The sequence below is a fragment of the Candidatus Hodgkinia cicadicola genome (assembly GCF_002774925.1).
In genome coordinates this window covers 1-10062 of the sequence record NZ_NXGO01000105.1, presented here as the reverse complement: position 1 = coordinate 10062, position 10062 = coordinate 1, and the positions used below count along the sequence as shown (strand labels likewise).

3 protein-coding genes are annotated in these 10062 nt (G+C 36.8%); 2 read left to right on the top strand and 1 reads right to left on the bottom strand.

The features are described from left to right. A partial coding sequence (locus MAGTDC_RS03505) for an Hsp70 family protein (RefSeq protein ID WP_146657068.1) occupies positions 1-775 on the top strand: 775 nt, incomplete at its 5' end. Between the two features lie 5965 nt (positions 776-6740). Here the strand turns inward: MAGTDC_RS03505 and MAGTDC_RS05715 are convergent. Further along, positions 6741-6875 (bottom strand): hypothetical protein, encoded by a 135-nt coding sequence (locus MAGTDC_RS05715; RefSeq protein ID WP_278046983.1) that lies wholly within the window; start codon positions 6873-6875, stop codon positions 6741-6743. 1809 nt (positions 6876-8684) lie between these two features. On the opposite strand from MAGTDC_RS05715, the gene MAGTDC_RS03500 reads away from it, so the two are divergent. Further along, a partial coding sequence (locus tag MAGTDC_RS03500) for an Hsp70 family protein (RefSeq protein WP_278046982.1) occupies positions 8685-10062 on the top strand: 1378 nt, incomplete at its 3' end.

The following is a 10062-nucleotide window of genomic DNA, read 5'->3' as shown; positions in this document are numbered from 1 at the left end:
CATTCTCAGCGGAGATCAGAGTTCTGCTATCCAAGACGTACTGCTGGTAGACGTTGCTCCGCTGTCGCTCGGAATCGAGACAGCAGGAGGCGTCATGGCAAAGATCATTGAACGCAATGCCAGAATACCTTGCAAACAAACGCAGACTTTCACCACGTACTCGGACAATCAGCCTGCTGTCACCATTCAAGTTTTCGAGGGAGAGAGGGCCATGACAAAGGACAATAACCTTCTGGGAACATTTGACCTGACCGGAATACCACCGGCTCCCCGAGGAGTACCAAAAATCGACGTTACCTTCGATCTGGACGCCAACGGAATTCTCTACGTTTCTGCCAAAGACACTAGTTCTGGAAGGTCCAAGAACATAGTCATCAAGAACGATAAAGGACGACTCTCGAAAGAAGACATAGAAAGGATGGTCAATGAAGCAGAAAGGTACAAGGAAGAAGACGACAAACAAAGGGAGAGAATGGCGTCCAAAAACCAACTGGAAGGTTACATATTTGGTGTGAAACAGGCTCTGGACGATGCGGGAGACAAGCTGAGTAAAAACGACAAGTCCTCTGTCAGGAACAAATGTGACGAAGCCCTCAGATGGCTCGATAACAACTCTTTGGCGGATAAAGAGGAGTACGAGTACAAATATAAGGAACTGCAGAGACAATGTGGCGAAGTCATGAAAAAGATGCATGGAGCTTCTACCTGTGGAAGTCAAAGTCAGTCAAGGCCAAACGGAACACAAGGAGGACCTAAAATTGAGGAAGTAGACTAAAATGAAATTCCAAAGAACTTGTGAAAAAAGACTGTTTTCATCATCGCTAAATACTGAACGATTCTGTAAATATTGTACATATTTATTGCAAAAATTATGTGTAAATAGTTTACTTGTATCAGTGCGTATGTACAAACGTTTGTTACAGTGTTGATTTTTATAGCGAATACATTTTTTTTACTGAAAACTACTTTGTGCTTTTCTTTAACAACAAACCATCTTCAATTCTATTATGAGTTTGCTTAGAACAGATCAAACACTACAAGTGATTAATTACAAGACAACCAAAAAAACTCATTGCAGTTTTCATTTACAGACGGAGTTCTTCTGCAGGCAGACTATTTGAATTTATTCTTAACACCGTTAATCCTTGACGAGACACATCTGTTAAAGTGTACTTATTTTTAAACACATGCTATATACAGTTTTGCCCAATTTGCAACTAGAATGTTTGTCTTGAAACAGAACGTTTGATCAGTAGTTTGTTACTAACGGATGTGCTGTATGAATAATAGAATGGACTGAATTTTGCTGTGTGTGTGCTTGTAGTATGATGATACACAGATTGTTTTTACACTTAAACATTATGATGAAACTGCACTTTTGTTGTATTTTGTCAGATACTAATTAGCTAGTACTGTCGGAACAAAAGGGACAACAATTATTTATAAAATAACAAGATTTGTCTGCAAGTGTGTTACACTAATTTTTATGCAATCATAAGATCTTCAATGTAAAATACTGAGAGGGCAGTATAAATATTATACTTTCCATGTGTACAGTGATGAGTTTGCAATGATAATTCAACACAACTTTTAAGAAGTTTAAACAAATTATGTTTGTTACTAAATTATTTTAGGAAGATTGGTGCTATTTATCGTTTTATTCTCATCAGAATTTGAAGCAGTCTATTCGTATGAAAATGTACAGTTACTCAACATGCAACGTGCATGTGTACAATTGTACTTTTGACTGAGTGCACCACATTTTGTTACAAAACGTTGAAGAGGCCCGGGTCATGGAAACAGTGTTTATATGGTTTACAGAATCACTATGATTTATAAAAGAGTGTGTGCATGTTAACATCTCTTTAAGTTGATTTATTAACATAATAATATATGGTACGCTGCAAGGTTCAGGTTTTGTCCATTAACTAATGAAATTTGACTGGAGGTTTCTTGATGACACTGTGTTGTGTTATTCAGCTAAAAGTAGTGCTGCCCTTGTACAAGAAATACAAAGTGATCCTAATAAATTGAAGCTTTCACTTTCAGTTAAGAAGATGGCACAGAGTTCTTAAAAACTAGTCAGAAAATTCATATTGATTCAGTGAAATAGACACTAGGCATTGTTAATCTATACCAAGATAGCAGGATCGACCACACTTTTTATTGTTTAGAAAGCTTTGTGTGCGTACATAACATCAGACTCTCTCTTCCAGATCCTGTGTGTTTTCTGTGGTAATACTGTTCTTTGCATCTTGTAATAGACTTCCAAGACATATTAACTCTATATCCAAGAAAACTCAAAAATTTTTAATTAAAGAAGTGGTGTTTATGTCCATTGAGGGAATTGAAGACTAAATTATGCAAATTTTTTTTTAATTTTGTAGACATTTAGCACCTTTATGAGAGTACTTCAACACAGCCTTATATCCTATGATGGACCTAGCCAACTTTACTGTTATAAACTCAAACTTGAATTTCTTTTTCTTTTGTCACTGTAGTTTTAGTCTTGTGTATTGAAGTCTCAAGAATGTAAATATAATATTTTCTTTTGTTAATGTGTGCATGGAGAAATTGTGGGAAGGATGAAATTCTTTATCATTTGTTTAATCCACCTTAGCCTCATGACATCCCTCTGCTTTGTTGCGACTCTTCCACATCACATAGGGTGATAATCACGGGTCTACTACTCAATGAAACACACTTAAAAAAAAAACTTAGAAAAGGACTTATTTTTTCAGTGGGAATGCTGGTAACAACATACACACTACCTGTTGTTTCATTATTTTGGATATGCCTGTTAGGGCAGGCCGAAAAAAATTTTCTTTTTTTTTATTCGCGCTACACTGCAGAAAACTTGCCACTATGACAGATAAGTAAAATAAAAAAAGGAAATACAAAATAGGTTAATATCTTCCGGTCGCGCATCACCCACGAAATTTATAAAAACTGATCAATTTAAAAAAATTTTTTGTTATAAAAAAAGTTTTTCTACGTAAGTCAAAGGTAACAGCTTTAGATAAGTAAAGAATAGCACAGGAAAGATAAATAAATTTAAAAAATCATAGGTATTTCAAAATTTATTGGTCACCCATTGTGGTTGAAAAACACCTTTTTAACATTAAAATTGCAAATTTTACATTTTGATATAAAATAGTTAATAATAAATGTTACAAGCTACAGAATTATGTCAACAGTCTTTTATTCATTCCTTTTGGTACTTGCAATTTTACACTCCGATTTGTGCAAAAAACTTGGCATGATGGATCGTGAAAGAACCATCGATAAAAAAAGCTTAGAAGAGAGAAAAAACGTAACTGCACAGAATTACAGAGTGAGGCTAAAAATGAACAACTGCAGGGACTCTACTTTGACGTCATTAAAGATGAAACTCTCATGATTAATAAGCTCCGTTTGAAATTTTTTCGCAGAACCAAAAAAGAAGAACAGTATTCGCATATTCAAGAACCGGGCTCTGTATACATTGGCCATGTTTTGCCCTCTTTGGGATGTGCTAGTGATATTGCTGATAGCATCATTTCTTTTTCTCTATACTTGGGATTCCCCTTGACATAATTGGGTGTGACGGTACGGTAACTAACACAGGCTGGAAAACTGGCGTCATTCGTTTGATTGAATTACATGTGAAAACATGTAACAGTGTACAGTGGAGGATATGTCTTTTGCATTTCAATGAATTGGCCATTCAAACATTTATTTCAAAATCTTGATGGTGACACTACAGGGCCTAAATCCTTTTCTGGTCCAATTGGCAGGCAGCTTAGTGGATGTGAAAAACTTATGGTTGATAGCATTCAGTGCAAAATAAATGGAAAGTGCTAAGCAAAGATCAGCAATACCTGTTTGATATTAGTAATGCAGTAAAATCAGGTAATTGTCTAGAAGATTTGTCTGCTTGTCATTCCGTCCCTCTTTCACACTCAAGATGGTAAACTACGGAAACAGAGTTCTAAGATTACGTAAGTGTGATAAATCCTTCAGATGAACATAAGCTATTAGTTTCTTTCATTTTAAAGCTATACATGCCTGTCTGGTTTAATATCAAGAAAAGCAAGTATTTTACAGATGGCCCTAAGCATGTGTTTGGAGCTATACAAACTTCAAGGTTCCTACCTGAAAATTTACTTCAAGTAGTAGACCCTGTGATTGAACGTAACTCATTTTTTGCTCACCCTGAAAACTTGCTTTTGAGTATGATTGTAGATAAAAGCTTGTAACATTTAACATTAACTATTTTAGGTCAAATGTAAAATTTGCAATTTTAATGTTAAAAACTGTTTTTCAGGCGCAATGCGCGACCAATAAATGTTGGAATATCTATGACTGATTAATTTATTTATCTTGTCTGTGCTAATCTTTACTTACACAAAGCTGTAACGTTTGATGAATATAGAAAAAGTTTTTTTTTCTAATTACGAAAAATTGTTAAAATTCATCAGTTTTTATAATTTTTGGGGAGTGATGAACGACGGGAAGATATTAACCAATTTTTTATTTATTTTACTTATGTGTCCTAGGTGCAAGTTTTCTAAGGTACCGTACAGCGAATAAAAAAAAAAAAATTGGCCCACGGTAATGCCTGTCTCTCAGTTTGACAACTATTACTGGCTATAATCATTGCGAAGTGATATATTCGTGAAACTATAATAAACCTGGTTTTCATTATTTACTATTTTAAATGAAGTAGAAACTGCTGAAACTACACGAGTGATATATTTTTTCATGTTATCTACCGTACACATATTTTTATTGAGTGGAAATTTTTACACTTTAAAGGTACATAACCATTGTTAATAAACACACATTCGAGTGTATTAAATATTTATAAAATTAAATTGTCAATTGTTTCCATGAACTTGCAACTAGAATGTGTGAGCCGAAGTAGAATGATTATGTTGTTACCGGCTGACATGCTGTATGCATAGTAGAATGGAATGCATTTATAATACTATACTCATAAATAACATTTTGCTGACCACGTGTATGGACAGGTTGTTTTACACTTAAACATTCTGATGAAACTGCACTCTTGTTGTATTTTGTCAGATTCAAATCTGGTAGTAAATTATCAAAAACGTGTTAATTAAACAGCATCTGACAAAGTGTACAACTGCACCGAGCATGGTTCCTCTTCACAGCTTAAATCATTTTTAAATCTTAACTTGAATTTCTGCTACAGTATTTGCTTTCAAAAAACGCCTTTATAAAAATAACATTATCTCTATATAAATACAAACTGTGAGGTGAGCTGCTTGACAATCTTCAAATTGAATAGCGACGTCAAAACTTTACCCTTTACTGAAGGCATTTATGCTTCAAACTTATTTATCTGGGCACCCCATTATAAGGCGTAGAATTTCCATACAATTTTATCGCACAATAACATTTCAATATCACTTTTCTCTTCTACAGTCTAACCACAACAGATTTTACAGCATGAAAAGTTATGCAACAAAACCAAAGAAAAGTTTGTTACAGATACGAGCACATTATAAAAACTTGCTATTGTATGCTCAAATTGTGTGATTCTGTGTTTCTGAAAACATTAGTAGCACCAAATGCAACAGCTCTGAAAGTTTGGATGAAATCCTTTATAGTAAGTGAACATTTGCCACTATGACACACTGTTATAGTCCAAATGTTTTTGTATTTAAAATTCTAGGGGATTACCCAACAAATGACAGTGGTCATACTGAAGGTAAATTAAATGGCACAGAACACTTACAAACTCAATGATCCAATAAATAACAAACGATGCAGAGCCTCATCAGTAAATTCGATGCAACAATGAATGACATAAAGCATTCACACACAAACTGCACCCACCCATAAAATCAAATCTATTTGTGCAGACAGACTTCCAGATGTGAAAATGTAGCACGGTCAACGTATATTTTGTAAGTTTTAACTTTCAACACTGCCATTGTGGCAACTGATAACGGGGCACGCTTCCTTACAAAAGTACATATTGTGCCTTTACCTACTCTTTCAATATTTTATAAATATAAATGTATTTATATGTGTATGTATCAATACTACCTTTGTCAATAAACTTATTAACTACCTGTTCTGGACGCAATTCGTCTACAAACTTTAAATACGTAAATAATGTTATCTTACCCATAATTATAATTTATCATGTCCCAGTGAGGGCGTCAATTGTGCCTTTACCTACTCTTTCAATAATATTAGTACATATATTTAGCAAGATATATATGACAAATACCATAATTCGGTATTACTGGTACTCACCAAATTCATTATTAGCCGGGCTCATCTTCTGCTTTTATACACTGTTTTATACCTAAGGGTTCCAGGGTTTCGGGTACAGTAAGATTTCGAAACACAGTGGACGACACAATTGATAACACTGTATTGTTGAGAATAACCATCAAACTTTAATGCTCCAGAATGTATTACAGACACGACCATGCGGTCAAAACAATGACGTCATATAAAATGACCAAAACAAAATGGCTGTTATTTTTTTTATATCTCATTTTACTCTCTATACTTCTTTTGTCTGCTAAATTAATATCAGTGCAAATTGTATTGCTGCAGCTTAAAACCATTTATTAATTTAATTCGTTAATACACAAACCAATGCCCTCAGAATCTGTGGTTATGGCCATAAGTTTACTCGTTCACTCTCACACACATTCATCTTTAACCCAGTACATTCTTTTAATTAGTGATTCTGTATTAATGAGCTCATTAAACTATAACAAATGATAAAATGGGACTTCTCTGCTTATCGTTTGGTGTTGTCCATCCGATGCTGGTGTGTGACGCCCATGGTGATGTCCGGTGTTCGCCTCTAATTCTGCTGAGTTTAACTGGAGAGATATATGCACTGATTTTACATTTTAATATTCATACTGCTAAACAAAATGAGCTTTCATTGCTCCACTATTACTGATAGTATTTTGATCTAATTATTTTGAACTATTTGTAGAAAATTGTTCACACAGCGATACATCGCTATGTCTCCTCCGAAGAATGGCGTTGAAATGAGAACGAGGCAAATGTAAATTTGCGCTTGTGTGGGTATATATTTACGTCACCACTCTTTGTCTTGCTGGACAACGCCTCGTTACACACATTGTACTCAGTGCGTCATTGTTCTTGTTATGACGGAGCTGTGCTATAGCCCAATCATAATGCATATTGTTGTTACTTCGTCATAAACACCGCCATGGTATATTTTGATGTTTTCACGTCCACCGGAGACCTTGGTGTTTTACTCTGGCCGAATTTACGTTGTTCCTTTTTCCAGAGGGACAAGGTACCTAACCATTCTGTATGTTTAACAATTACATAATATAAACATTGAAAATACACATAATTCCCATAATTCTGGTACTGAGTCAATCTGTACTGTTACAATATTATTATACATAATACACGCTGCTTACGAATACCGATACAATTGTACTTCAAAATAACATGGACAAATATTTTACTTTAGTTACAACATATTTTAGTAAGTATGATTTTTAATAAATTGGTAACTAATTAAAATGCCAATGACAGAAATCATAAGAACAACACTGAGGAACTTGACATACATTTATCCATACCAGCTTATTTGGACATGCATTCTGACTTGCAAGAGGTTACTGAAACTATGAAAGAATGGTCTTTACAATGTGCATCAAAGGTGAAACCAGCCGATTTTATGTGTCAACACAGCTCCAGAATTGTCAACACCATTTTGGAAACACTTAACACCACTATTTTGGACTCGACATCTTGCCAGTTATAATAGGGCACTGGGACACTCTGTGTGAACAAGCTCGCATGTTATTCTTCCTAAAATACTAAACGTACCTATAATAAATGTCAAACGTATCGTGTTCTGTAAAAATGCGTCGATTTACCAGTGCAAACAGCACCAGTGAAAACAAACAGACAGCTTAATGACGGGCGATGCTAGGTTATGCGACTTCAGGTTAGGTTCATAAAACAACAGAAAAAACCCATTGGATACACCTTTTTCAAATTTCATCAAATATTAATGCACATAACAGAAAAGAATAACACCAACGTAAAAGCAGATCTACATATACAATGTAAACATGTTATTTCTTCTTAACAAAAACACATCATTCCTGTAAATATAAACACTGGGTTTAGGCGCACTTGTGTTTGGACATTTCGTATGAACACACGACTTCTATTAATTCGTTAAATTAAATGTATAATAATAATGACAGGGCATTAATAAAGAAAACTGTATTGTTTTCGCTTGACCCTCCCTCAAGCAAAAATAAAATCTAGAATACCCCAGACGCTAGGAAAATACCGCCAAGCGAATACAGAAACTTGCTTTTATCACGGTTTATCGTAATTTTAATAAGACATCTCGTAAGTTAATTATTTTATTTTTTTCTAATCTCAACGATACACGTTAACCTAAAGTAACACTCTTTATTTAATGTCAGCTGATCGATCGAGAAACGTCTAGAGCCGACCAATCACAAACGTTTCTGGAAAGATGTGTAGCAGAATTTTCTCGGCGCTAATATTTGAATCTGCTTCCCTATAAATACTGTACGAGCGCCGCCGGCCACCAGTATCCAGTATTCAGTTGAAAACGCGAAAGCTAACTTGTGAAAAAAGCATTTCTTTGTGTCAAGTGTTAGTGATTTAACAAAATGGGAGTGAAAACACCTGCTGTTGGAATTGATTTGGGAACAACGTATTCCTGCGTTGGCGTCTGGCAACACGGTAAAGTGGAGATAATCGCCAACGACCAAGGAAACAGAACGACTCCCAGTTACGTGGCTTTCACCGACAGCGAGAGGCTTATAGGTGACGCCGCCAAGAATCAAGTAGCAATGAATCCTAAGAACACGGTGTTCGACGCCAAACGTCTAATTGGCCGACGTTATGATGATCCTAAGATACAAGAAGATCTGAAGCACTGGCCTTTCAACGTTGTGAACGACTGTGGCAAACCCAAGATACGGGTGGAGCACAAAGGTGAAATGAAAACATTTGCTCCGGAGGAAATCAGTTCTATGGTGCTGACGAAAATGAAGGAAACCGCAGAAGCCTTTTTGGGTACAACAGTCACAGATGCTGTAATCACGGTTCCAGCGTACTTCAACGACTCGCAGCGTCAAGCAACCAAAGACGCGGGCACCATAGCCGGCCTCAACGTACTCAGGATCATAAACGAGCCTACCGCAGCTGCTCTGGCTTACGGTCTAGACAAAAAGCTGAAAGGCGAGAGGAACGTTCTGATTTTCGATCTGGGAGGCGGTACCTTCGATGTTTCTATCCTGACCATCGACGAGGGATCGCTGTTTGAAGTGAAAGCTACAGCCGGCGATACGCACCTTGGAGGAGAAGACTATGATAACAGACTTGTCAATCACTTGGCTGACGAGTTCAAAAGGAAGTTCCGCAAGGACATTCGCAACAACCCGAGAGCCCTTCGTCGCCTAAGGACAGCAGCAGAGCGAGCGAAAAGAACGCTGTCTTCCAGCACCGAGGCCAACATCGAGATAGACGCTCTTCACGAAGGTATCGACTTCTACACAAAAGTGTCCAGAGCCAGGTTCGAAGAACTTTGCGCCGACCTGTTTAGGAACACGCTTCAGCCGGTGGAGAAGGCTTTGAACGATGCCAAGATGGACAAGTCGTCGATTCACGACGTGGTGCTGGTCGGAGGTTCTACTCGCATTCCAAAAATTCAGAGCTTGCTGCAGAACTTTTTCAACGGAAAATCGCTGAACCTTTCCATAAATCCGGACGAAGCAGTCGCATATGGCGCGGCTGTTCAGGCGGCCATTCTCAGCGGAGATCAGAGTTCTGCTATCCAAGACGTACTGCTGGTAGACGTTGCTCCGCTGTCGCTCGGAATCGAGACAGCAGGAGGCGTCATGGCAAAGATCATTGAACGCAATGCCAGAATACCTTGCAAACAAACGCAGACTTTCACCACGTACTCGGACAATCAGCCTGCTGTCACCATTCAAGTTTTCGAGGGAGAGAGGGCCATGACAAAGGACAATAACCTTCTGGGAACATTTG